The organism is Noviherbaspirillum aridicola, from assembly GCF_019656455.1.
Classification (GTDB): domain Bacteria; phylum Pseudomonadota; class Gammaproteobacteria; order Burkholderiales; family Burkholderiaceae_D; genus Noviherbaspirillum; species Noviherbaspirillum aridicola.
Genome location: NZ_BPMK01000001.1, coordinates 322,451 through 343,375, shown reverse-complemented (window position 1 = coordinate 343,375; position 20,925 = coordinate 322,451). Strand labels below are relative to the sequence as shown.

Here is a 20,925-nt window from a genome sequence, read left to right as displayed (position 1 = left end):
CAGCCGCCTCGTCAGTCCCGAATCTCCAGCGCCCGGTTGAGGCTCAGCGCCGCCAGCGATCCGGCGGCGCCGGAGAGCAGATAGAGGCTCACGTACGACAACCCGAAATGCGCCGACAGGCCGAGGGCCACCAGCGGCGCGAAGCCGGCGCCGGCGAGCCAGGCGAGATCGGATGTCAGCGCTGCCCCGGTATACCGGTATTTCGCCGGGAAATTGGCGGTAACCGCGCCGGCGGCCTGGCCGTAGGACAGGCCGAGCAGGGTGAAGCCGACAAGGATGAAGGCGGTTTGGCCGGCGTCGCCGCCATTCATCAGCGAGGGGACGAACCAGCTGAACAGCGCGATCAGCGCGGCGAGCGTGCCGAGCGTGGTGCGGCGGCCGACGCGGTCGGCGATGAGGCCGGACACGACGATGCCGCCGGCTGCAAGCACCGCGCCGAACATCTGCAGCGTCAGGAACTGGCTGACCGAGCGCGTCGAATACAGGCTGATCCACGACAGCGGAAACACGGTGACCAGGTGGAACAGCGCGTAGCTGGCCAGCGCGGCAAGGGCGCCGATGATCAGGTTGCGTCCCTGCGAGCGCGCCAGTTCGCCGACCGGGGTCGGCTCCAGTTCGCGCTCGGCCAGCAGGCGCGAGTACTCGCCGGTCGATACCAGCCGCAGCCGTGCAAACAGCGCCACGACATTGATGGCGAAGGCGACGTAGAACGGATAGCGCCAGCCCCAGTTCATGAAGCTTTCATGGGACAGCTCGGAAAGCAGGTAGGCGAACAGGCCGCCGGCGAAGAGGAAGCCGAGCGGCGCGCCGAGCTGGCCGAGCATCGCGTACCAGCCCCGGCGGTGCGGCGGCGCGTTCAGCGCCAGCAGCGAGGGCAAGCCGTCCCAGGAACCGCCGAGCGCGATCCCCTGCCCGATGCGCAGCAGCGACAGCAGCACGATGGAGGCAAAGCCGAGGTGGGCATAGGTCGGCAGGAAGGCGATGCCGGCGGTCGAGATACCCAGCAGGAAGAGGGCGCCGGTGAGCTTGGCCTCGCGCCCGAAACGGCGTTGCAGGGCCATGAACAGGATCGTGCCGAAAGGCCGGGCGACGAAGGCGAAGGAAAAGATCAGGAATGCATACAGCATCCCGTACAAGCGCTGCTCGAAAGGAAAGAACACCGCCGGGAACACCAGCACCGAGGCGATCGCATAGACGAAGAAATCAAAATATTCCGACGCCCGGCCGATCACCACGCCGACCGCGATCTCACCCGGCTTGATATCCGGGTGCCTCGGCCGGGCGTTCAGGATTTCGTCCACCATGGAACGCGAGGGGAGACCGTTCTGCCCGTCATCGCGGCCAGTGGTTCTGGATATCGACATTCGTCCTCCAAATTGTTGTCACTCTCTCATTGGTTTCGCGCGCTTGTGTAATTGATATATGTGCGTGACAAGGTGGGACAAAATGTCCAATCGCAAGTCCGCCCGCGCGCGAGTAGAGTAGCAGAATCTTGACCTGTATTCTTGACGCTACTGAATGTTTCTGATATCCGCCCGCCGCTGGCTGCTCATGCTGCCACTTGTGGTGTTGCTCGCAGGTTGCAACACCATCGTCATGAACCCCTTTGGAGACATCGCCGTTCAGCAGAGCAAGCTGATCGTCGTCTCCACGCTGCTGATGCTGCTGATCATCGTGCCGGTGATCGCGCTGACGGTGTTTTTCGCCTGGCGTTACCGCAAGGGCAATACCAGCGCCAAGTACGATCCGGACTGGGATCATTCTACCCGTCTCGAGCTGGTGATCTGGGGCGCGCCGCTGCTGATCATCATCGCGCTCGGCCTGATCACCTGGATCAGCACCCACAAGCTCGATCCCTACCGCCCGCTCGACCGCATCGACGCGCAGCGTCCGATCCCGGAAGGCACCAAGCCGCTGGTGGTGCAGGTGGTGGCGATGGACTGGAAATGGCTGTTCATCTATCCGGAGCAGGGCGTGGCCACGGTCAATGAACTCGTGACCCCGATCGACGTGCCGATCCGCTTCAAGCTGACCTCGTCGCATGTGATGAATTCCTTCTACATCCCGGCGCTGGCGGGCCAGATCTACGCGATGCCCGGCATGGACACCACGCTCAACGCGGTGCTCAACAAGACCGGCGAGTACGAGGGCTTCTCCGCCAACTACAGCGGCGCCGGCTTCTCGCACATGCGCTTCAAGTATCACGGCGTCTCGAACGCGGACTTCGACAGCTGGGTCGCCAAGACCAAGGCCGCCGGCGGCACACTGGAGCGCGCCGAGTACCTGGCGCTGGAAAAGCCGAGCGAGCGCGAGCCGGTGCGCCGCTACGGCGCCGTCGCACCGGAACTGTATGACGCCATCGTCAACCGCTGCGTCGCGCCCGGCACCACCTGCATGAAGGACATCATGGCCGCCGACGCCAAGCGCATGCGGGAAGCGGCCGCCGCGCGCAGGAACGGCGAGGGCAAGAACCAGCATGACGAGAAGGCCGTGGCGCCGGTCGCCCAGACCGAAGCCGCCGCCGCTTCGCACCAACATTCGCACTAAGAGACCCCATGCAAGTCCATAACGAAACGACAAGCTTCCTCTTCGGCCGCCTCGGCTGGAGTTCGCTTCCCTATCACGATCCCATTATCGCGAGCACCTTCGCGATGGTGATGCTGGGCGGCCTCGCGGTGTTCGCCCTGGTCACCCGCCACAAGCTGTGGGGCACGATCTGGCGCGACTGGATCACCAGCATCGACCACAAGAAGATCGGCATCATGTATATGATCCTCGGCCTGGTGATGCTGCTGCGCGGCTTCGCCGACGCCATCATGATGCGCGCCCAGCAGGCGATCGCCTTCGGCGACAACGCCGGCTTCCTGCCGCCGCACCACTACGACCAGATCTTCACCGCCCACGGCGTGATCATGATCTTCTTCGTGGCGATGCCGCTGGTGACCGGCCTGATGAACTATGTGGTGCCGCTGCAGATCGGCGCGCGCGACGTGGCCTTCCCGTTCCTGAACAACTTCAGCTTCTGGATGACCACCTTCGGCGCGGTGCTGATCATGGCCTCGCTGTTCATTGGCGAATTCGCCACCACCGGCTGGCTGGCCTATCCGCCGCTGTCGGGCATCCTGCAGAGCCCTGGCGTGGGGGTCGACTATTACATCTGGGCGCTGCAGATCGCCGGCGTCGGCACGCTGCTGTCCGGCGTCAACCTGATCGTCACCATCGTGAAGATGCGCGCGCCCGGCATGAGCATGATGAAGATGCCGGTGTTCACCTGGACCTCGCTGTGCACCAACGTGCTGATCGTCGCCTCGTTCCCGGTGCTGACCGCGGTGCTGGCCATGCTGTCGCTCGACCGCATGTTCGACACCAACTTCTTCACCAACGACCTCGGCGGCAACTCGATGATGTATGTGAACCTCATCTGGATCTGGGGCCACCCCGAGGTTTACATCCTGATCCTGCCGCTGTTCGGCGTGTTCTCCGAAGTCGTCTCCACCTTCACCGGCAAGCGCCTGTTCGGCTACACCTCCATGGTGTACGCCACGGTGGTGATCACCATCCTGTCCTACCTGGTGTGGCTGCATCACTTCTTCACCATGGGCTCGGGCGCGAGCGTGAACTCCTTCTTCGGCATCACGACGATGATCATCTCGATCCCGACCGGCGCCAAGATCTTCAACTGGCTGTTCACCATGTACCGCGGCCGCATCCGCTTCGAGCTGCCGATGATGTGGACGGTGGCCTTCATGATCACCTTCGTGATCGGCGGCATGACCGGCGTGCTGCTGGCGGTTCCGCCGGCCGACTTCGTGCTGCACAACAGCCTGTTCCTGATCGCGCACTTCCATAACGTGATCATCGGCGGCGTGCTGTTCGGCCTGTTCGCCGGCATCAACTACTGGTTCCCGAAGGCCTTCGGCTTCAAGCTCGATACCTACTGGGGCAAGTGGTCGTTCTGGCTGTGGGTGGTCGGCTTCTACCTCGCCTTCATGCCGCTGTACGTGCTCGGCCTGATGGGCGTGACCCGCCGCATGAGCCAGTTCCAGGATCCGTCGCTGCAGATCTGGTTCCAGGTCGCCGCCCTCGGCGCGCTGCTGATCGCCGCCGGCATCGGCGCGATGCTGATGCAGTTCTATGTCAGCTTCAAGCGCCGCCACGCGCTGCGCGACGTGACCGGCGACCCGTGGGATGGCCGCACGCTGGAGTGGGCGACCTCGTCGCCGCCGCCGGACTACAACTTCGCGTTCACCCCGCGCGTGCATGCGCTCGACGCCTGGGCCGACATGAAGAAGCACGGCTATGTGCGTCCGCTGGAAGGCTTCGTGCCGATCCACATGCCGAAGAACACGGCCGCCGGCTTCCTCATCGCGGCGCTGTCCGCGGTGATCGGCTTCGCCCTGATCTGGCACATGTGGGCCGTCGCCGTCGGCACGTTCGCCGTCCTCGTGGCCGGCACGATCGCCCATACCTTCAACTACAAACGCGACTATTACATCCCGGCGGACCAGGTGGTCCGCACGGAAAACGATCGCACCCGTCTGCTGGAAAGCCATGTCTGATATCACCGCATCCTCCGTCGACGCCCTGAAGGAGGCGTCCAGCTCGCGCTATTACGTGCGCGAGCACCATCCGCAGAACGGCACGCTGCTCGGGTTCTGGATCTACCTGATGAGCGACTGCCTGATCTTTGCGTGCCTGTTCGCCGCCTATGCGGTGGTCGGCCGCAACTATGCGGGCGGCCCGACCGGCGCCGAGCTGTTCGACCTGCCGCTGGTGGCGATGAACACGGCCCTGCTGCTGCTGTCGTCGATCACCTACGGCTTCGCGATGCTGGAGTCCCAGCGCAAGCGCCTCAACGCGACCCTGCTGTGGCTGGGCGTGACGGGGCTGTTCGGCGCCGGCTTCATCGCGCTGGAACTGTATGAGTTCGCCCACCTGATCCACCAGGGCGCGGGTCCGCAGCGCAGCGCCTTCCTGACCTCGTTCTTCGCGCTGGTCGGTACCCATGGCCTGCATGTGAGTTTCGGTCTCATCTGGCTGGTGACGCTGATGTTCCAGCTCAAGAAGCACGGCCTGATCCCGGAAAACAACCGTCGCCTGATGTGCCTGTCCATGTTCTGGCACTTCCTCGACGTGATCTGGATCGGCGTCTTTACCTTTGTCTACCTGATGGGAGTCCTGCCTTGAGCGCGCACCATATCGACCACAGCGACCATGCCGACGCGCATGGCCACCACGATCATGATCACGAGCACGACGGCCACGACCACGGCAGCCTGAAGAGCTACACCATCGGTTTCGTGCTGTCGGTGATCCTGACCGCGATTCCGTTCTGGCTGGTGATGGGCAACGTGCTCGAGAACTCGAGCACCACCGCGATGGTCATCCTCGGTTTCGGAGCGGTGCAGATCGTCGTCCACATGATCTACTTCCTGCACATGAACACCAAGTCCGAGGGCGGCTGGACCATGCTGGCCTTCATCTTCACGCTGGTGCTGCTGGTGATCACGCTGGCGGGTTCGATCTGGGTCATGTACCACCTCAATCACAACATGATGCCCGGCATGACGCACGAGTCGGCGCACCAGGTGCACGACATGCCATGACGAGACCGGACGGGCAGGGCGGAAACCGGATGCCAGAACCGGCATCCGCTCCGTCCGCTCGCGTCGGGAAACGCCGGCTCGCGCTTGTTGTCCTCGCGCTGCTGGCGTTTTCCGTTTTCGTGGCGCTCGGCACCTGGCAGCTGCAGCGGCTGCAATGGAAGCTGACGCTGATCGAGCGCGTCGGGCAGCGGGTGAACGCGGATCCGGCGGATGCTCCCGGCCCGCCACGCTGGCCGTCGCTGAGCGCCGAAACCGATGAATACCGCCGGGTGCGCCTGGAAGGCCGCTTCCTCTACGACAAGACCAGCCTGGTCCAGGCCGCGACCGCCCGCGGCGCCGGCTTCTGGGTGCTCACACCGTTGCGGACCGCGGAGGGCTGGACGGTGCTCATCAACCGGGGTTTCATCCCGGTCGATGCGACCGGCCGCATGGCGCCGCTGAACGACGCCGGCAAGTCCGCGGACGCCGAGGTCGTGACCGGACTGCTGCGCATCACCGAGCCCGGCGGCGGTTTCCTCCGCAGCAACGACCCCGCCGGCGGCCGCTGGTATTCCCGGGACGTGCAGGCCATCGCCGCCGCGCACGGGCTGCAGCAGGCCGCTCCCTATTTCATCGACGCCGATGCCTCGACCGCGGGGGCGGCGCCCGGCCAGCCGGTCGGCGGACTGACGGTCGTCAGCTTCCGCAACAATCACCTCGTCTATGCGCTGACTTGGTATGCTCTCGCCTTGATGGTGGCCGGTGCCTCCGTCTGGGTGTGGCGCACCGAGCGCCGCCGCGGCGGCAGGCCTGGCCTGGACCGGGAAGAGGACGATGACAGTCGGGACTGAAACTATTGCTGACCAGGGGAGCATGAAAGCATCCGCCGCGGCGCCGTCGCTGGCGAACGCGGCAGGGCACAAGAACATGCTGCAGCTGATCCAGCTGCGCTGGCTCGCGGTGATCGGCCAGATCACGACGATCTGCGTGGTCACGCTCGGCTTCGGCATCAGCCTGCCGCTGCCGCAGATGCTCGCGGTGCTGGCCTGCCTGATCGCCTTCAACATCGCCAGCCATCTGCGCTGGCATGAAGAACCCGTCGTCACCAACCGCGAGCTGTTCTTCGCGCTGCTCGTGGATGTCGGCAGCCTGACCGCGCAGCTCTACTTCACCGGCGGCACCGCCAATCCCTTCGCCTTTCTCTATCTGCTGCAGGTCACGCTCGGCGCGGTCCTGCTGGACCGCCGCTCGGTCTGGCTCATCGTCGCCATCACCAGCGCCTGCCTCGCCGGACTGTCCCTGTACAAGGTGCCGCTCGAGCTGCCGCCGGAGGGGTGGTTCAGCATCGCCAGTCTTTATGTGCAGGGACTGCTGCTGTGCTTCGTCCTCAATGCCGCGTTGCTGGTGTTCTTCATCACCCGCATCACGAGCAACCTGCGGGCGGGCGACGCCCTGCTGGCCGACCTGCGGCAGCGCGCGGCGGAGGAAGAACATATCGTGAGGATGGGGTTGCTCGCGTCCGGCGCCGCGCACGAACTCGGCACGCCGATGGCGACCATGTCCGTCATCCTCGGCGACTGGAAGCGGATGCCGGAGTTTCGCGACGATCCCGACCTGCAGGAAGAAATCGCGGAAATGGAAGCCCAGCTCCAGCGCTGCAAGAAGATCGTCAGCGGCATCCTGCTGTCCGCCGGCGAAGCGCGCGGCGAATGGTCGGGCAAGACCACCATCGTCAGTTTTCTCAATGAGCTTGCCCGTGAGTGGCGCGGCAACCGCGCCGGGCTGAGCTTCAGCTTCGAGAACCATATCGACGCCGACCTGCCGGTGGTGTTCGACTCCGCGCTCAAGCAGACCATCTTCAATCTGCTCGACAACGCTTACGATGCGTCGCCCAACTGGGTGCGCATGGAAGCCCGCAACGAGGATGGCTGGCTGAGGCTCGCCGTGAGCGACGACGGCCCCGGATTTGCCCCGGAAATGCTGGCCCAGTTCGGCAAGCCCTATCAGTCCAGCAAGGGACGGCCCGGCGGCGGCCTCGGCCTTTTCCTCGCGGTCAATGTATCGCGCACACTCGGTGGATCGGTCGCCGCCCGCAACCGGCCGGAAGGCGGCGCCGTGGTCGAACTGCGCCTGCCGCTCACCGCCATCACGCTCGAGACGGACAATGGACACCGGGACTGAACGACAGCTGCTGATCGTGGAAGACGATGCGGCGTTCGCCCGCACGCTGGCGCGTTCCTTCGAGCGGCGTGGCTACCGCGTGCTGCTGGCTGCCAGCCTGGAAGAGGCCGAGGCGGTGGTGAAGCAGCACACGCCCGGCTACGCGGTGGTCGACCTCAAGCTCAACGGCAGTTCCAGCGGCCTGGCGTGTGTGCAGATGCTGCACGGGCACGACCCGGCGATGCAGATCGTGGTGCTGACCGGCTATGCCAGCATCAATACCGCGGTCGAGGCGATCAAGCTCGGCGCCTGCCAGTATCTGGCCAAGCCCTCCAACACCGACGACATCGAGGCCGCCTTCGGCCATGTGGCGGGGACCACCGATATCGAGCTCACCAACCGCGCGAGCTCGATCAAGACCCTGGAGTGGGAGCGCATCCACGAGGTCCTGGTCGAGAGCAATTTCAATATTTCGGAGGCGGCGCGGCGACTCGGCATGCATCGGCGCACGCTCGCCCGCAAGCTGGAAAAGCAGCGGGTGAAATAGCCGTCCCGGCCGTCCTCAGAGCGACTCGATGTAGTTCAGCAGCTCGTCCGCGCGGTTTTCGCTGACCATCTGCGCGGGTGTCTTGCCGTCGAAGGCCGGCAGCGCCTGTTCCATCCATGCGCTGGCGGCCTCATCGCTTCCCGCAAGCTGCCGCATCCTGTGCATCACCGCGTAATAGGCCTGGGCCTTGCGCGACTGCTCCTGAAACCTCGCCTGCAGTGCGCCGAGTCCCTGCGGCGACGGCTGGTCATCCTTGCTCATGATTGTCTCCGTCTGAAGAAATTGCCGGCCTGTCCCGTTCAGCCCTTGGTTGCCTTGAGCATGCATTTCGAAAGCCTGTCGAAATGCGCCAGCGCTTCGGTCGTCAGCTCGATCTGCTTGCGTCGCGCATCCTCGGTATCGACCAGCATGATCCAGCCCTTGCTGCGCATCGACTTGAGCCTGCCGTGTATGGTCGCGGGAGAACCGAGCTGGTCGTTGGCCATCATGTCGCGCACGGACAGCCTGTCCATTTTCTGGTTCGCCTGCGCGATCAGGCTCAGGATCCTTTCCTCGAGCGGGTCGAGAGCGGGCAGGGCGGGCAGGCCGCGCAATGCCTCGGCGAGATTGAGGAAACGAAGATAGATGTCGGCGGGTCGCGTTTTTTTCATTGCCATCCGGCTGCCCCGGTACGTGCTGATATCATTCCGCGAAACTCTTTCGGGCATCAGGCCGACACGGGGCGTATGTCATGTTTTCAGATCTGCGATGGAAGGCCGGTCTCGTCGTTTTTTCCGCCTTCCTGTTCCTGCTTGTATTTGTCATCAACGAGTGGCTTTTCAACAGCGCCACGTTCGAGTTCATCCGGGGGATGAACTGGATCTACCTGCCCGCCGGCATGCGCCTGCTTTGCACGCTGCTTTTCGGCGGCGCCGGGGCAGTCGGTATTTTATTCGCGTCGTGGCTGACCTGCGTTTTTTATTTCTTCCCGGATGATCCGCTGCGGTCCTTCGCCGGCGGCATCGCCTCCGCCGCCGCCCCCTATCTCGTCTACAGGCTTGCCCAGCTGGTGTACGGCCTGCAGGCATCCCTGTCCAACCTGACGCCCGCGCGCCTGCTCTTTCTCAGCGTCTGCTATTCCGTCGCCAGTCCCCTCCTGCATCATGCGTGGCTGCTGCTCAACGGAGACCCGGTCGGAACCGGTTTCTTCGTCATGGTGCTCGGCGACCTGCTCGGCACGCTGGTCGTGATCTACACGGTCAAGGGCCTCCTGAATTTCCTGCCCGGTCCGGCCGGCCTGTCATCGCGCCAGTCGCGCTGACCGTTAATTCCCCGCTTTTCGCATCGCCCGGCGGCAAATCCCTTTGCCCGCCGGCCGGAAATTGGTTAGACTCGCCGCAAATTTTAGAACGTTATGATTTCTAGAGCGGTCCGAAGTCCCCTTCGGATCGGATCACGCCGGGTGCCGGAAAGCGGCCGCCCAAAGCGGGGAAACATGACTGAGAACAAGCGTGCGAAGAGGGGGGCGGATTCTCCGCCCGATGGAGAAAAAATGCTGTACTCGGAATACGGCGGGGCGGACGGCGACGATCCGATGGCCGGGGCCGGACGCAACCCGCGCAACACATGGGCAAGATGGGCAGTGGCGATCGCGGTGGCGGCGGTACTGGTCGGCCTGGTGGCCGCGATGGTCATCTCCGCCTACGATAACTATGTCAGCCACGGCACCGGCCAGGTGCCGATGTGGCCGAAGAACAGGTAGCGCATCAACGCGCCGCTTCCATGCCGGCGCCGAGGCGCTCGCGAGCCGTCAGCGATGGAAACAGCTTCATCCATGCGGCGACGATGAGCAGCGTGCCGGCACCGCCGAGCAGCACCGAACCCACCGGTCCCAGCCAGGCGGCCGTCACCCCCGATTCGAATTCCCCGAGCTGGTTGGAGGCGCCGATGAAGATGGCATTGACCGCGCTCACCCTGCCGCGCATTGCATCCGGCGTGTCGAGCTGTACCAGCGACTGCCGGATCACCACGCTGACCATGTCGAAGGCGCCCGTGAGCGCGAGCGCCGCGAGCGACAGCCAGAACGATGTGGACAGCGCGAACACCAGCGTCGCCACGCCGTAAAGCGCGACCGCGCCGAACATTACCTTGCCCACCCTGCGCTGAATCGGCCTGCGCGCGAGATAGAGCGATACCAGCAGCGCGCCGACGGCCGGCGCGGCACGCAGCACGCCGAGACCCCAGGGGCCGACGTGCAGGATGTCGCGGGCGAAGATGGGCAGCAGCGCGGTCGCGCCACCGAGCAGAACGGCGAACAGGTCGAGCGAGATGGCGCCGAGCACTTCCTTGCGGCGCCAGATGAAGCCGATGCCGGCAAACAGCGTTTCAAGACTCACCTTTTCACGCGGCGCGGGCGGGCGCTCGACGCGGATCAGCAGCGTGGCCACGATCGCCAACATAAAAAGCACGGCGGACGTCGCATACACCACGGGCGCGCCGGCGACGTACAGGAAGCCGCCCGCTGCCGGGCCGATGATGATGGCGAACTGGGTGGCGGCGGAGTTGACCGCGAGCGCGCGCGGCAACACGGAAGGCGGTACCAGCAGCGGCCCGAGTGCCTGCTGCGTCGGCATTTGAAAGGCCTTGGCCGTGCCCAGCACCACCGAGGCGAGCAGGATGAATTCCCGATTGAGCCAGCCGCCGAGCGTGCCGCCGATGAGCAGCGCGCTCACCAGCAATTGCCCGGCCAGGCAGCATGCCAGCACCCGCCGCCGGTCGAAGCGGTCCGCGACCTGGCCGGTGACGAGCGCCAGCGCCAGCGCCGGCAGGAATTGCGCCAGGCCCACCATGCCGAGATCGTAGGCGCTGTTGGTCAGGTCGTACATCTGCCAGGCCACCACCACCATCATCATCTGGCTGGCCATCGTCGTGGTGAAGCGGCTGATGAAGAAATTGCGAAAGGCGGGGTATTCGGCGAGCGGGCTTCTCATGCTGTGGCGGATGTGAGCGGGCGTGCGGCGGCCTGCGGAGAAGCGGGCGGGCGCGGCATTGTCTATGCAATGGAAGATGCCTGCGCGGGATGAAGGTTCCGGATACCGCGCGCGAGGCGGGCAGGGCGCCCGCCCGCCGGCAGCGCTCAGGCGCGCGCCGCCTCGTCGCCGGTCTTGAACACGCTGACCGCTTCCGCCAGCGCCCGCGCCTGCTGATTCATCGACTGCGAGGCCGCGCTCGCCTGTTCCACCAGTGCCGCGTTCTGCTGGGTCGCCTCATCCATCTGCGTGACCGCGCGGTTGACCTGTTCGATATTGGCCGCCTGCTCCTGGCTGGCGCGCGAAATCTCGTTGATCACCTGCGTGACGCGCGCCACGCTGTCGACGATCTCGTGCATCGTGGCGCCGGCCTGATCCACCAGGCGGGCGCCGGCCTCGGCGTTCTCGACCGAAGCGCCGATCAGCGCCTTGATTTCCCGGGCCGCGCTGGCCGAGCGCTGGGCGAGGCTGCGGACTTCCGCCGCCACCACCGCGAAGCCGCGGCCCTGCTCGCCAGCGCGCGCGGCTTCGACCGCCGCGTTGAGTGCCAGGATATTGGTCTGGAAGGCGATGCCGTCGATGACGGTGATGATGTCCACCGCCTTGCGCGACGATTCGTTGATGCTGCCCATGGTGTCGACCACCTGGCTCACCACCGCGCCGCCCTTGCTTGCCACTTCCGAGGCGGCGCTTGCCAGGCTGTTGGCGTTGCAGGCGTTGTCGGCGTTCTGCCGCACGCGTGCCAGCAGCTCTTCCATGGTCGACGCGGTTTCTTCGATCGTGGCCGCCTGCTGCTCGGTGCGGTTGGACAGGTCGAGATTGCCGGCGGCGATTTCCGACGAAGCCGCGACCACGCTTTCCGAGCCGCTGCGAACCTGGGCCACCAGCGTGCCGAGCGCGTCGCGCATTGCCGCGAGCGCGCGCAGCAGGTCGCCGAACTCGTCCGCGCGCAGTTCCGGCTTGCGCGGGCTGAGGTCGCCGTTGGCGATGCGGTTGGCCATGCCTGCGGCCTGCTGCAGGGGATTGCGGATCGACCGGATCAGGAAATGGGCGCCGATCAGTGCGCCGATGATGATGGCGATGATGAAGAAGATCGAGATCTGCATGACGCTGGCGGTTTCTGTCGTCAGCTCCTTGCGCAGCTTCTTCGTGATCTCTTCCTGCAGCGCGACCTGTTCCTGCAGCGCGCCCATGTACTCGCTCATGGCGGGCGTGAGCTGCTGCATGTACAGGCTGTCGGCCTCGGCGCTGTTGCCCGCCGCCCTGAGCTCGCCCAGCTTGCGCAGCAGGCCGAGGACCACGCCGCGCTTGTCGGCGATCTTTGCGAGCTGGCGCCGCTCTTCATCGGTGCTGGCGAAGGTTTCCACCTGTTTCTGGATCTCGGCGATGCGTGCCTGGTCCTTCGCATTGAGGTCCTTGAAGGCTTCTGCCAGCTCCGGGCTGCCGCTGAGGACGATCGCGCTCATGCGCGCGCCGACCGTTTCCGCCAGTCCGGCCCACTGGGCGACCAGCTTGACCTTTTCCAGGCTATTGAGCGTGAGCTGCTCGGATTTACCGCGGACCTCGGCGGTGCGCGCGCCCGCAAGCACGAGATTGACGATCAACAGAACGATAAACAGGGCGACCGACAGCCAGAGTTTGGTGGCGACCTTCAGGTTGCTGAATTTCATACGGGCGATTGAGGTGTGCCGCTGCCGACACGGCACTGAAAGTTGAGGAGGGAAAGCAGGCATCACCGATGCGGGCCGGCGGCCGACAATTGCCGGAAAGCAATTATAACGATGTTAGCGCCCCGGCCGGCGCCGGTCGCAAAAAAACCACACCGGCACCGCGGCGCCGTGGGGATCAGCTGTCGACGACGTTATGCGGCAAGTGAAGCAGCAGGCGGATCAGGTCGGGCTGGCGGTTGGTCGAGGTCTTTTGATAGATCGCGCGCAGCTGCTTGCGCACCGTATCGTGCCGGGTGCCGAGCGCGTCCGCGATTTCCTTGAGCGCCAGCCCTTCGGCCAGCAGCGTGGCCACCCTGCACTCGGCGGGCGTGAGTCCGAAGGCGGCATAGAGCAGGTCGGAGTCGATGCCCGGCGCGGACATCGGGTGATAGAAAAACAGCATCACGATCGGACGCAGTCCGAAGCTGCCCATCACATCCTGCGGCGCGAGCATGCTGAAGAAGGTATAGAGACGTTCGTCGCGGCCGCCCTCGCCGGGGCAGCTGTCGATCACCGGCAGGGTATGGAAGCGTGGCGCGGCGGGGGCGGTGTCATCCGCCGACTTCAGGGCCTGCTCCAGTGCCATGCACTTGCCGAGCAGTTCGTCCTGCTGAGGGGCCGGCAGACACAGCTTCCCCGCCTCGATGCGCACCAGGCGGGTCTGACGCAACAGGCGCTGTGCCGACTCGTTGATGTGCACGACCTCGCCCGCGCTCGACATCAGCACGACCGGCTGGCGCAGCTTGCTGACCAGCGTATGCCCGACCAGCGCCTGCGTGGAATAGATGAAGTTCTTCACGCCGAGGCGGCAGGCGCGGGCAAGATGCGGCATCAGCCGGTCGAGAAAGGCAACCGATTCCGGAGGCAGCGGACCCTCGGCCGCTCCCCGCATCACGGCGAGAATCAGGATCGCGTCGCTGCTGTCGACCACCTTGCAAGCGGTCAGATAACGACGGTCATACGGAATCAGGAACTCCTGATAGAACGGGTTTTTCGCGACGAAGTCTTCGTCGAGCACCTCGTGGCAATGCAGCCATTCATAGACGGGACGTTGCAGGATGATTTCCAGGCGCGGATCGATGAAACGATACCGCTGCATGTAGGCCAGTTCGCCCTGCACCGGCAGATTGGCGCCGTCGCTGTAGGAGAGGGTGCCGTGGCGCTTGTCGATGCCGAGCATGTGGATCGACTTGGCGCCGATCGTAGTCGTCAATTCTTCATAGAAGCCGCGCCACTCAATCCGCGACTCCATCTCCTCATACGCTTTTGTGATGAGTCGTTCGAGAGCTCGGTCGGACAGGTCCATCGGTGCGGCCTCCACGCGATTATTCCACTTGTGCAACGAGTATCGCACTGCAAGGCCCTCATGGGAATTGATCGCGTAAATTGTCATTCTTGAAAGTGCTCGCGGTCATATGCCTGCCGCTCGACCGGCGCGCATTCCCCAATTGGGGAATGGACTGCGAATTGATCGAAATCAATAATTGCCCGAAGAAAATGAAATCCGGGCGGGCGACCTAACAGAGAAATCGCCCGTCTGCCTATCAACCAGCAGGGAGGCGGCATGCAATTTGAGATGAAGAGAATGACGGCGGCGTGCGTGACGGCACTGGCTGTTGCAGGGTGCGGCGGCGGCGGGAGCAATACTGCGAGCGGCGGAGGGGCTACCGCACCCGCCAGGACCCTGACGCTCTCCGGCACGGCGGCTACCGGCCTGGCAATGTCGGGAGGAGCGGTTATCGTGAAGTGCTCGTCTGGTACCGGTACGGCGACCACAGGCGCAAGCGGGAGTTATACCGTTTCCATCACTGATGGCGTCCTCCCGTGCATGATCGAAGTCTCCGGGACCGTGGACGGCACTGAAATCAAGCTGCACTCGATTACTGAAGCCGGCACGGCGTCCGGCAATAACATTGCCGCCATCGCCAACGTTACTCCGCTCACCGAGCTGATCGTCGCAAAGCTGGCCGCAGCAATCCCCTCCGACTTGTTCGCTTCATTCAACTCGGGCACGCAGATATCCTCCGCCGACCTGACTGCGGCCACGACGGCGGTCGTGACGGCGCTTAAGGAGGCAACCGGTATCGATCTCGGCAGCATCGACCCGTTCAAGACAACGCTGGTTGCCGCTACACCGTCCGCACCGAATGCCGGCAACGACTACGACAAGGCGCTGGATGCGCTGAAGGAAAAGGTGTCCATTGAAACGCTGCCGCAGGTTGTTGCGCAAGTGGCCGCCTCCGCGACCAGCTCAGCCACGGATAGCGACACAGTGACCCTGAAGGATGTGATGAACGGCGTCAGCAGCGGTGCGCTGGAAGGCTGTCCCTCCGCGTTGTCCGGCAAATACCGGACGATCGATTACTTCGGGCGTACGCGGGTGGCCTACCTCGATTTCAACAAGGACAATCCTGGCTGGTTCAGCCCCGACAAGGCGACCAAGATATTCCCGATCACCAAATCGTCGACCGACGCCTGCCGTTTCACCGCCGCTGGCCCGAACACTGCTGGCGAAAACGTTACCTACGATATCGTTATCGGCCGTTCCGGCGTCGGTGCGTACACTGCTCGCAATACAACGAGAAACACTGCGACGGTCGGATACATCTTCCCGGTCCAGGCTCACGCTCTCGCGAACGTCGAGGGCGAATGGAACTTCGTGCAATCGGGTGTCTCGCCGCTTGAAAATTCGCTGGGTGAGTTCGACCATTTTTATGGCAAGCTTGGGCTGAATGCGGCCGGCAGCGTGGCGATCTGCGAATATGCGCCGGACGGTTCTTGCGCACCGGACGACGAGGCGCCGACATCGATCGTAGGCCGGACGGATGGCGGTTTCAATCTGACCGATGGCACGTTCACCGTCCCGGTTTATGCGTACAAGGCGCCGAACGGCAGCGTTGTGCTGTTCGGCACCACCAATCCGGAAGGCGCCACCGACGCCAGCGTGGAGCGCAGCGTTATCGTCGCCACCCGTGTGCAGACTCTCAGCCTTCCCGCGGTGAGCACGACCGAGTCGAAGTACTGGGACCTGACACAGATCCGTCGTACGCTGGTCCAGTCGACTCCGCCGACTGTCAACGTAACCGAAAACATCGGGTCGGACGGTACGACCGTCATCGAGACGCTTAGCGCAAATTCGTTCAAGCGCAGGCGTACCAGTGACGGCCGCGAGGACATCCTTACTATCAACAGCCCGTTCAACGGATGGAGAAGCCGTGCTCCGGCAAGCGGTGCGCCAGGCATGAATCAGCTGATGGTCAACGGCCTGGGACTCTCGGTCGCGACGAACAGCGGGCCCACGTCGCCCACCGACGGCTACCAGGGGCACTTCTACGTCATCAGCGTCGTTCGGCCCTGATCCAAAGCGCAAATAACGACCCCGTCTTCGGACGGGGTTTTTTTTCGCCCAAAGGCTAGCGGGACGCTGCCTCCTTATTCCTTGATCGCTTCGAGCGCGATATCGATGCGCACTTCGTCGCCGACGTACGGCGCGTACTTGCCGGCGTTGAATTCGGAACGCTTGACCACGGTGAAAGCGTTCGCGCCGATCGCATCTTTCTTCAGCATCGGATGCGGCATGGCCTGGAAGCTGGTCACGGTCAGGGTGACCGGCTTGGTGACGCCCTTAAGCGTCAGGTTGCCTTCGATCTTCGACGGCTTGTCGCCTTCGAACACGACCCTGGTCGACTTGAAGCTGGCGGTCGGATACTTGGCGGTGTCGAGGAAATCCTCGCCCTGGATGTGCTCATCGAAGGTCGCAAAGCCGGTGTCGACCGACTTCGTGTCGATCACGATATCGACGGAGCCGGTCCTGGCGGCGGCGTCGAACACGACCTTGCCGGTGGTCTTGTTGAAGCGCGACATCTGCGTCGAGTAGCCGAAGTGGCTGTACGAGAAGCGCGGGAAGCTGTGCGAGTTGTCGAGTACGAAGGTCTGCGGCGCGGCCAGCGCGGGCGCGGCGACGGCGGCGGAGAGGGCGAGAGCGGCGAAGAGTGCGGATACGTTTTTCATGTGGGTTGTATGCGTTGAAGTGGGTTTAGTTTGCGGCGGCGGTGATGCGGAAGGTCACGGTCACGTCGTTGGCGACGATGTCGAACTTCGACCAGGAACCTTCGCCGATGGCATAGTCGCCCCGGCGCAGCGTGAAGCTGCCATTGAACACGCCTGTCTTGCCTTGTTCGACAAACGTGGCGGGCACGACGATGTCCTGCGTCTTGCCCTTGATGCTGAGTTTTCCGGCGACTTCGTAGCGGTTGCCGCCGAGCGGCCTGACGCCGGATGAAACGAAACGCGCGGTCGGAAATGCCTTGCTGTTGAACCAGGGCTTGCCCGCGACTTCCTGCTCCGCTTCGCCGGAACCGAGGTCGACGCTGAGCAGATCGACGTCGAAACTGGCGGCGGCCGTCGCCGGCTTGGCCGGGTCGAAGCGCAGCTGGGACGAGAACTTTCTGAACTTGCCATCCATCTTCACGCCCATCTGCTGATAGGCGAAGCCGATGTTGCTCTTGTCGCTTTGCACCTGGGTGTATTCGACCGCGTGTGCGGCCGGAGCCGAGACGGCGAGAGCGGCGAATGCGAGTCCGATGTAATGCTTCATGCGTTTTCCTTGTTGTGACGCCGACCGGGCAGCATGCGCGCGAGCACGCCATCCCTGTCGATGAAGTGATGCTTGAGCGCGGCCGCCAGATGCCCGGCGATCGCGGCGATCAGGATCATGTTGAGTCCCCAGTGCAGGGACTGGAGGAGGTCGCCCAGCTCGCGGTTCTTTTCCACCAGGTCCGGCAAGGGCAGCACGCCGAACCAGACCGTCTGAAAACCCTTGGCCGAACTCATCAGCCAGCCTGACAGGGGGATCGCGAACATCAGCACATACAGCAGGCCGTGACCGGCGTGCGCGGCGAGCCTGATCGCCGCCGGCATCCCGGCCGGCAGCGGCGGAGGGGCCTGCCGGACGCGCCAGGCGAGGCGCACGACCGCCAGCAGGAAGGCGCAGACGCCGGCCCACTTGTGCCATGAATACAGCTTGAGCTTCTCGGGCGAGAGGGCAAGGCCGGTCATGTACAGGCCGAGCGCCAGCAGGCCGACGATCAGCAGCGCCATCGTCCAGTGCAGGACGATCGCAGGCGCTGAATAGCGCTCCGCTTCCGGCCGATGCCGTGCGGCGCTGACGCTGGCGAGAGAAGTAGACGATTCCACGAAGGCCAGGCCCCTTTTCTGAGAGGCATTTGATTGACAAGGCGCCAGTGTATTGACAAAGCCGGCGCCTGCGATCCAACTGGATTGACGGTAATATTCAAAAAATTTGAATGATCGACCGATGCAGAAGCAAAAAACCTCCACTCCGCGCGACGTCCTGACGCCCGAAGCCCTTGCCATGCTGCAGACCATCGCCCGCAGCGGCAGCTTCGCGGGCGCCGCGCGGGAGCTGGGCATGGTGCCGAGCGCGCTCACCTACCGGGTACGCCAGATCGAGGAAGCACTCGACGTCTTGCTGTTCGACCGGCGCTCCCGGCAGGCGAGGCTGACCGAGGCCGGCCTCGAACTCCTGCGCGAGGGCGGACGGCTGCTGACCGAGATCGACGCGATGGCCAACCGCGTCAAGCGCATCGCCACCGGCTGGGAGCCGCGCCTGACCATCGCCGTCGATACCGTGATCGATCGGACCACGGTGCTCGAGCTGTGTGAAAAATTCTTCGCGCTGCAGCCGCCGACGCAATTGCGGCTGCGTCATGAGACCCTGTCGGGGACGCTCGACACCCTCATCACCGGGCAGGCCGACCTGGCGCTGGGCGTGTTGGCCGATGCCGCGCCGGTGGCCGGACTGCAGGTGCGCACGCTCGGCACCCCGCGCTTCGTGTTCGCGGTCGCGCCGCACCATCCGCTGGCACGGGAGCCCGAACCGCTGAGCGATCTGCTCATCCGCCGGCATCGCATGGTCGCGGTGGCCGATTCCATCGCGCGCGGAGGGGGCCTGACGCTCGGGCTGCTGCAGGAACAGGAAGTCTTTACCGTGGCCTCGATGGACGCCAAGCTGGAGGCGCAGGCGCGCGGCCTTGGGGTGGGTTTTCTGCCGGCCGGTCTGGCGGCGCCGCATGTCAGGGCCGGCCGCCTGCTGCTCAGGCGCGTCGAACGCGCCGAACGGGAACTGAATCTGAGCTATGCGTGGCGCCGCACCGGCACGCCGGCGCCGGGAAGGGCGCTCGCCTGGTGGCTGCAGCAGTGCGAACACCCGGCGACCCGCGAAGCCTTGCTCGGCGGCGACCTGTAGCATTCGGGCCGGGCACAGGCGTGCGCAGCCATGTTCAACAAGGATCGGAAATGAGCCATCAATCCATACTGGAATTTTCCACGCCCGGGCGCGGCACGCGCGACATTACCGGCGCGGTGGCGGAAGTCGTGACGCGGTCGGGGGTGCGATGCGGCCTGGTGCATGTGTTCGTGCAGCACACCAGCTGTTCGCTGACGATCACGGAGAACGCCGATCCCGATGTCCGGCGCGATCTCGAAACCCTGATCGCGCGGGCCGCGCCGGATGGCGATCCGGCTTACCGGCATGACCTGGAAGGGCCGGACGACATGGCGGCGCATGCCCGCAGCGTGCTGACCGACACCGGCCTGACGGTGCCGGTCGGCGGCGGCCGGCTGTTGCTCGGGACCTGGCAGGGGATTTTTCTGTGGGAGCACCGTACCGCGGCGCAGCGGCGCAAGGTGGTGGTCACCGTGCTGGGCGACTGATCACCGGCCACCGTCGTGGCGGCCGGCCATGGCGAGGACATCAGATGACGTTGAGCAGGCCGCCGTCGACGATCAGCGAGATGCCCGTCACGTAGCTCGACATGTCGGAGCCGAGCCACACCACTGCATCGCCGATCTCGGACGGCTTGCCCAGGCGCCGCAGCGGCGTGCGCCGGCGGAAGCCTTCCGCCGCCTCGGCGATGCCGGGGCTGTTGCGCAGCAGATGGGTATCGATGGTGCCCGGCGCGACCGCATCGACGCGGATGCCGTCCGGGCCCAGCGCGTCGGCAAGCGCCTTCGCCATCACGACCACGCCGCCCTTGCTGGTGGAATAGGCAACCGTCATGCCGGCGCCGGCGATGCCGCCCATGCTGGCCATCAGGACGATGCTGCCCTGCTTGCCGCCGGCCTTCATCTGGCGCGCGGCGGCCTGTGCGCTGAACAGGGTGCCGTCGAGGTTCACCGACATCAGCCGGCGATAATGATCTTCGTCGACATCCGCCCCGTCGCTCGGCAGCGTGATGCCGGCATTGGCGACCATCACGTCCACGCCGCCGAACTCGGCCGCGGCATCGACCAGCGCATCCACGTCGGCCTTCTTGCTCACATCGGCCCTGACGAAGCGGGTCGCCACGCCGAGTGCCTCGATCTCCTGCGTGGTGGGCGTGCCGCCCTCGCGGGGAATTTCAGCGATATCCGATACCAGTACCGCACGGGCGCCGTGGCGGGCGGCGGAGACGGCGATCGCACGGCCGATGCCGCTTGCCGCGCCGGTGACGACGACGACCTTGTTCTCTAACAGATTGCTCATGATGTTCTCGCTTTCTCGGTAAGGGGGTGGTCGCGGTCTCAGGCCGGCAGCGCGCCGAGCTGCTGCATCAGCGAATACAGGTGGGCCACGCCCCAGTGCTCCGTGATGCGGCCGTTCTGCACGCGCATCACATCGACGGTGTCGAAGTGGATCTTTCGGCCGGTGGGCGCCCGCAGGGCCTTGTACAGGGCGCGGGCGCCGGCCTTGTCGGGCGTGCCGCCGGGCTGCGGCGTATGGTCGAGAAAATCGTCGGCGAACAGTTCCTCGAACAGTTCGAAATTGCCGCCGCCCTGGACTTCTTCGGTATTGCGGCGGACCACCGCCTTGGCGGCTTCGCTGATCGGATTGATAGTGGCAGTCATGTCATTCT

23 protein-coding genes are annotated in these 20,925 nt (G+C 64.7%); 12 read left to right on the top strand and 11 right to left on the bottom strand.

Annotated features, from left to right (window positions below):
- Positions 1–11 precede the first annotated feature (11 nt).
- Entirely contained in the window at positions 12–1,304 is a 1,293-nt protein-coding gene (locus NCCP691_RS01675; RefSeq protein WP_220806544.1) for an MFS transporter, read from the bottom strand.
- 214 nt (positions 1,305–1,518) lie between these two features.
- On the opposite strand from NCCP691_RS01675, the gene cyoA reads away from it, so the two are divergent.
- From cyoA to NCCP691_RS01640, 7 genes are read left to right on the top strand one after another with little or no spacing between them, the layout of a single operon-like run.
- Complete coding sequence (gene cyoA, locus NCCP691_RS01670) at positions 1,519–2,547, top strand: ubiquinol oxidase subunit II (protein WP_220806489.1); 1,029 nt, start codon at positions 1,519–1,521, stop codon at positions 2,545–2,547.
- Between the two features lie 8 nt (positions 2,548–2,555).
- Positions 2,556–4,559, top strand: coding sequence for a cytochrome o ubiquinol oxidase subunit I (gene cyoB, locus NCCP691_RS01665; RefSeq protein WP_220806488.1), 2,004 nt, complete (start codon positions 2,556–2,558; stop codon positions 4,557–4,559).
- Entirely contained in the window at positions 4,552–5,187 is a 636-nt protein-coding gene (gene cyoC / locus NCCP691_RS01660) for a cytochrome o ubiquinol oxidase subunit III (RefSeq protein WP_220806487.1), read from the top strand. Before cyoB ends, cyoC begins: the two co-directional genes overlap by 8 nt.
- Positions 5,184–5,606 (top strand): cytochrome o ubiquinol oxidase subunit IV, encoded by a 423-nt coding sequence (gene cyoD / locus NCCP691_RS01655; RefSeq protein ID WP_220806486.1) that lies wholly within the window; start codon positions 5,184–5,186, stop codon positions 5,604–5,606. The genes cyoC and cyoD overlap by 4 nt, the downstream gene beginning before the upstream one ends.
- Before the next feature lie 29 nt (positions 5,607–5,635).
- Entirely contained in the window at positions 5,636–6,436 is an 801-nt protein-coding gene (locus NCCP691_RS01650; RefSeq protein WP_220806485.1) for an SURF1 family protein, read from the top strand.
- Between the two features lie 22 nt (positions 6,437–6,458).
- Positions 6,459–7,766, top strand: a complete 1,308-nt coding sequence (locus tag NCCP691_RS01645) for an ATP-binding protein (RefSeq protein ID WP_238482265.1) — start codon at positions 6,459–6,461, stop codon at positions 7,764–7,766.
- Complete coding sequence (locus tag NCCP691_RS01640; RefSeq protein ID WP_220806483.1) at positions 7,750–8,292, top strand: response regulator transcription factor; 543 nt, start codon at positions 7,750–7,752, stop codon at positions 8,290–8,292. Before NCCP691_RS01645 ends, NCCP691_RS01640 begins: the two co-directional genes overlap by 17 nt.
- Before the next feature lie 15 nt (positions 8,293–8,307).
- Here the strand turns inward: NCCP691_RS01640 and NCCP691_RS01635 are convergent, their stop codons facing one another.
- Together NCCP691_RS01635 and NCCP691_RS01630 are read right to left on the bottom strand one after the other, a co-directional pair.
- On the bottom strand, positions 8,308–8,553 hold the full coding sequence (locus NCCP691_RS01635) for an MbcA/ParS/Xre antitoxin family protein (RefSeq protein ID WP_220806482.1): 246 nt from the start codon (positions 8,551–8,553) through the stop codon (positions 8,308–8,310).
- Between the two features lie 38 nt (positions 8,554–8,591).
- A complete protein-coding gene (locus tag NCCP691_RS01630) occupies positions 8,592–8,942 on the bottom strand; it encodes a winged helix-turn-helix domain-containing protein (protein ID WP_220806481.1) in 351 nt (116 codons plus the stop codon).
- 80 nt (positions 8,943–9,022) lie between these two features.
- On the opposite strand from NCCP691_RS01630, the gene NCCP691_RS01625 reads away from it, so the two are divergent.
- Both NCCP691_RS01625 and NCCP691_RS01620 read left to right on the top strand, forming a co-directional pair.
- Complete coding sequence (locus tag NCCP691_RS01625; protein ID WP_220806480.1) at positions 9,023–9,592, top strand: hypothetical protein; 570 nt, start codon at positions 9,023–9,025, stop codon at positions 9,590–9,592.
- A 231-nt stretch (positions 9,593–9,823) separates the two neighbouring features.
- Entirely contained in the window at positions 9,824–10,033 is a 210-nt protein-coding gene (locus NCCP691_RS01620; protein WP_220806479.1) for a hypothetical protein, read from the top strand.
- Between the two features lie 4 nt (positions 10,034–10,037).
- Here NCCP691_RS01620 and NCCP691_RS01615 read toward each other — a convergent pair whose 3' ends face one another.
- The 3 genes from NCCP691_RS01615 to NCCP691_RS01605 all read right to left on the bottom strand — a co-directional run bounded on the left by NCCP691_RS01615 (position 10,038) and on the right by NCCP691_RS01605 (position 14,261).
- Complete coding sequence (locus tag NCCP691_RS01615) at positions 10,038–11,261, bottom strand: MFS transporter (RefSeq protein WP_220806478.1); 1,224 nt, start codon at positions 11,259–11,261, stop codon at positions 10,038–10,040.
- 146 nt (positions 11,262–11,407) lie between these two features.
- Positions 11,408–12,970, bottom strand: coding sequence for a methyl-accepting chemotaxis protein (locus NCCP691_RS21490; RefSeq protein ID WP_274387216.1), 1,563 nt, complete (start codon positions 12,968–12,970; stop codon positions 11,408–11,410).
- A gap of 175 nt (positions 12,971–13,145) precedes the next feature.
- Positions 13,146–14,261, bottom strand: coding sequence for a helix-turn-helix transcriptional regulator (locus NCCP691_RS01605; RefSeq protein WP_220806477.1), 1,116 nt, complete (start codon positions 14,259–14,261; stop codon positions 13,146–13,148).
- A gap of 312 nt (positions 14,262–14,573) precedes the next feature.
- On the opposite strand from NCCP691_RS01605, the gene NCCP691_RS01600 reads away from it, so the two are divergent.
- Entirely contained in the window at positions 14,574–16,367 is a 1,794-nt protein-coding gene (locus NCCP691_RS01600) for a hypothetical protein (protein ID WP_220806476.1), read from the top strand.
- A 74-nt stretch (positions 16,368–16,441) separates the two neighbouring features.
- Here NCCP691_RS01600 and NCCP691_RS01595 read toward each other — a convergent pair whose 3' ends face one another.
- Genes NCCP691_RS01595 through NCCP691_RS21280 form a run of 3 tightly spaced genes read right to left on the bottom strand, consistent with a single transcriptional unit; the run spans position 16,442 to position 18,205 of the window.
- The gene (locus tag NCCP691_RS01595; RefSeq protein ID WP_220806475.1) at positions 16,442–17,020 is read right to left on the bottom strand and encodes a YceI family protein; all 579 of its coding nucleotides are present in this window, start codon (positions 17,018–17,020) and stop codon (positions 16,442–16,444) included.
- Positions 17,021–17,045: 25 nt separating this feature from the next.
- Positions 17,046–17,606, bottom strand: a complete 561-nt coding sequence (locus NCCP691_RS01590) for a YceI family protein (protein WP_220806474.1) — start codon at positions 17,604–17,606, stop codon at positions 17,046–17,048.
- Positions 17,603–18,205, bottom strand: coding sequence for a cytochrome b (locus NCCP691_RS21280; RefSeq protein WP_274387215.1), 603 nt, complete (start codon positions 18,203–18,205; stop codon positions 17,603–17,605). Before NCCP691_RS21280 ends, NCCP691_RS01590 begins: the two co-directional genes overlap by 4 nt.
- Positions 18,206–18,326: 121 nt before the next feature.
- On the opposite strand from NCCP691_RS21280, the gene NCCP691_RS01580 reads away from it, so the two are divergent.
- Together NCCP691_RS01580 and NCCP691_RS01575 are read left to right on the top strand one after the other, a co-directional pair.
- Positions 18,327–19,277, top strand: a complete 951-nt coding sequence (locus tag NCCP691_RS01580) for a LysR family transcriptional regulator (protein WP_220806472.1) — start codon at positions 18,327–18,329, stop codon at positions 19,275–19,277.
- Positions 19,278–19,327: 50 nt separating this feature from the next.
- Positions 19,328–19,744: a secondary thiamine-phosphate synthase enzyme YjbQ gene (locus NCCP691_RS01575; RefSeq protein WP_220806471.1), complete on the top strand. Its 417-nt coding sequence runs from the start codon at positions 19,328–19,330 to the stop codon at positions 19,742–19,744.
- Between the two features lie 40 nt (positions 19,745–19,784).
- On the opposite strand, the gene NCCP691_RS01570 is transcribed toward NCCP691_RS01575, so the two are convergent.
- Together NCCP691_RS01570 and NCCP691_RS01565 are read right to left on the bottom strand one after the other, a co-directional pair.
- Entirely contained in the window at positions 19,785–20,555 is a 771-nt protein-coding gene (locus NCCP691_RS01570; RefSeq protein ID WP_238482264.1) for an SDR family oxidoreductase, read from the bottom strand.
- Between the two features lie 38 nt (positions 20,556–20,593).
- Positions 20,594–20,917, bottom strand: a complete 324-nt coding sequence (locus NCCP691_RS01565) for an ester cyclase (RefSeq protein ID WP_220806470.1) — start codon at positions 20,915–20,917, stop codon at positions 20,594–20,596.
- Between the last annotated feature and the right edge of the window lie 8 nt (positions 20,918–20,925).

Bases quoted from the DNA above. Each gene is read 5' to 3' on its own strand.
- NCCP691_RS01675 (WP_220806544.1), bottom strand. From the start codon at position 1,304: ATGGTGGACGAAATCCTGAACGCCCGGCCGAGGCACCCGGATATCAAG.
- NCCP691_RS01605 (WP_220806477.1), bottom strand. From the start codon at position 14,261: ATGGAGTCGCGGATTGAGTGGCGCGGCTTCTATGAAGAATTGACGACT.
- cyoC (WP_220806487.1), top strand. From the start codon at position 4,552: ATGTCTGATATCACCGCATCCTCCGTCGACGCCCTGAAGGAGGCGTCC.
- NCCP691_RS01650 (WP_220806485.1), top strand. From the start codon at position 5,636: ATGCCAGAACCGGCATCCGCTCCGTCCGCTCGCGTCGGGAAACGCCGG.
- NCCP691_RS01595 (WP_220806475.1), bottom strand. From the start codon at position 17,020: ATGAAAAACGTATCCGCACTCTTCGCCGCTCTCGCCCTCTCCGCCGCC.
- NCCP691_RS01580 (WP_220806472.1), top strand. From the start codon at position 18,327: ATGCAGAAGCAAAAAACCTCCACTCCGCGCGACGTCCTGACGCCCGAA.
- cyoB (WP_220806488.1), top strand. From the start codon at position 2,556: ATGCAAGTCCATAACGAAACGACAAGCTTCCTCTTCGGCCGCCTCGGC.
- NCCP691_RS01575 (WP_220806471.1), top strand. From the start codon at position 19,328: ATGAGCCATCAATCCATACTGGAATTTTCCACGCCCGGGCGCGGCACG.
- NCCP691_RS01640 (WP_220806483.1), top strand. From the start codon at position 7,750: ATGGACACCGGGACTGAACGACAGCTGCTGATCGTGGAAGACGATGCG.
- NCCP691_RS01625 (WP_220806480.1), top strand. From the start codon at position 9,023: ATGTTTTCAGATCTGCGATGGAAGGCCGGTCTCGTCGTTTTTTCCGCC.
- NCCP691_RS01635 (WP_220806482.1), bottom strand. From the start codon at position 8,553: ATGAGCAAGGATGACCAGCCGTCGCCGCAGGGACTCGGCGCACTGCAG.
- NCCP691_RS01590 (WP_220806474.1), bottom strand. From the start codon at position 17,606: ATGAAGCATTACATCGGACTCGCATTCGCCGCTCTCGCCGTCTCGGCT.
- NCCP691_RS01620 (WP_220806479.1), top strand. From the start codon at position 9,824: ATGCTGTACTCGGAATACGGCGGGGCGGACGGCGACGATCCGATGGCC.
- NCCP691_RS01600 (WP_220806476.1), top strand. From the start codon at position 14,574: ATGCAATTTGAGATGAAGAGAATGACGGCGGCGTGCGTGACGGCACTG.
- NCCP691_RS21490 (WP_274387216.1), bottom strand. From the start codon at position 12,970: ATGAAATTCAGCAACCTGAAGGTCGCCACCAAACTCTGGCTGTCGGTC.
- NCCP691_RS01615 (WP_220806478.1), bottom strand. From the start codon at position 11,261: ATGAGAAGCCCGCTCGCCGAATACCCCGCCTTTCGCAATTTCTTCATC.
- NCCP691_RS01630 (WP_220806481.1), bottom strand. From the start codon at position 8,942: ATGAAAAAAACGCGACCCGCCGACATCTATCTTCGTTTCCTCAATCTC.
- NCCP691_RS01570 (WP_238482264.1), bottom strand. From the start codon at position 20,555: ATGAGCAATCTGTTAGAGAACAAGGTCGTCGTCGTCACCGGCGCGGCA.
- NCCP691_RS01645 (WP_238482265.1), top strand. From the start codon at position 6,459: ATGAAAGCATCCGCCGCGGCGCCGTCGCTGGCGAACGCGGCAGGGCAC.
- NCCP691_RS01565 (WP_220806470.1), bottom strand. From the start codon at position 20,917: ATGACTGCCACTATCAATCCGATCAGCGAAGCCGCCAAGGCGGTGGTC.
- cyoA (WP_220806489.1), top strand. From the start codon at position 1,519: ATGTTTCTGATATCCGCCCGCCGCTGGCTGCTCATGCTGCCACTTGTG.